This window comes from Streptomyces coacervatus (genome assembly GCF_029223485.1).
Taxonomy (GTDB): Bacteria; Actinomycetota; Actinomycetes; order Streptomycetales; family Streptomycetaceae; genus Streptomyces; species Streptomyces coacervatus.
In genome coordinates, this window is sequence record NZ_JARHTP010000063.1 from 1 (window position 1) to 1,326 (window position 1,326).

The 1,326-nt window shown below is 57.8% G+C and carries 1 rRNA gene; it reads left to right on the forward strand.

Annotated features, from left to right (window positions below):
- Window positions 1-56 precede the first annotated feature (56 nt).
- Window positions 57-1,326 (forward strand): 23S ribosomal RNA (locus tag P2Q00_RS50570); the annotation flags it as partial.

The following is a 1,326-nucleotide window of genomic DNA, read 5'->3' on the forward strand; positions in this document are numbered from 1 at the left end:
GGGTGATGGGTGGCTGGTCGTTGTTTGAGAACTGCACAGTGGACGCGAGCATCTGTGGCCAAGTTTTTAAGGGCGCACGGTGGATGCCTTGGCACCAGGAACCGATGAAGGACGTGGGAGGCCACGATAGGCCCCGGGGAGTCGTCAACCAGGCTTTGATCCGGGGGTGTCCGAATGGGGAAACCCGGCAGTCGTCATGGGCTGTCACCCTTGCCTGAACACATAGGGCAAGTGGAGGGAACGCGGGGAAGTGAAACATCTCAGTACCCGCAGGAAGAGAAAACAACCGTGATTCCGGGAGTAGTGGCGAGCGAAACCGGATGAGGCCAAACCTACGACGTGTGAGACCCGGCAGGGGTTGCGTCGTGGGGGTTGTGGGATCTCTCTTCCACGGTCTGCCGGCCGTGGGACGAGTCAGAAACCGTTGATGTAGGCGAAGGACATGCGAAAGGTCCGGCGTAGAGGGTAAGACCCCCGTAGTCGAAACGTCAGCGGCTCGTTTGAGAGACACCCAAGTAGCACGGGGCCCGAGAAATCCCGTGTGAATCTGGCGGGACCACCCGCTAAGCCTAAATATTCCCTGGTGACCGATAGCGGATAGTACCGTGAGGGAATGGTGAAAAGTACCGCGGGAGCGGAGTGAAATAGTACCTGAAACCGTGTGCCTACAAGCCGTGGGAGCGTCGGGCGAGCACTTGTGCTTGCCTCGTGACTGCGTGCCTTTTGAAGAATGAGCCTGCGAGTTTGCGGTGTGTTGCGAGGTTAACCCGGGTGGGGTAGCCGTAGCGAAAGCGAGTCCGAACAGGGCGTTTCAGTAGCACGCTCAAGACCCGAAGCGGAGTGATCTAGCCATGGGCAGGTTGAAGCGGAGGTAAGACTTCGTGGAGGACCGAACCCACCAGGGTTGAAAACCTGGGGGATGACCTGTGGTTAGGGGTGAAAGGCCAATCAAACTCCGTGATAGCTGGTTCTCCCCGAAATGCATTTAGGTGCAGCGTCGTGTGTTTCTTGCCGGAGGTAGAGCACTGGATAGGCGATGGGCCCTACCGGGTTACTGACCTTAGCCAAACTCCGAATGCCGGTAAGTGAGAGCGCGGCAGTGAGACTGTGGGGGATAAGCTCCATGGTCGAGAGGGAAACAGCCCAGAGCATCGACTAAGGCCCCTAAGCGTACGCTAAGTGGGAAAGGATGTGGAGTCGCAGAGACAACCAGGAGGTTGGCTTAGAAGCAGCCACCCTTGAAAGAGTGCGTAATAGCTCACTGGTCTAGTGATTCCGCGCCGACAATGTAGCGGGGCTCAAGCGTACCGCCGAAGTCGTGTCATT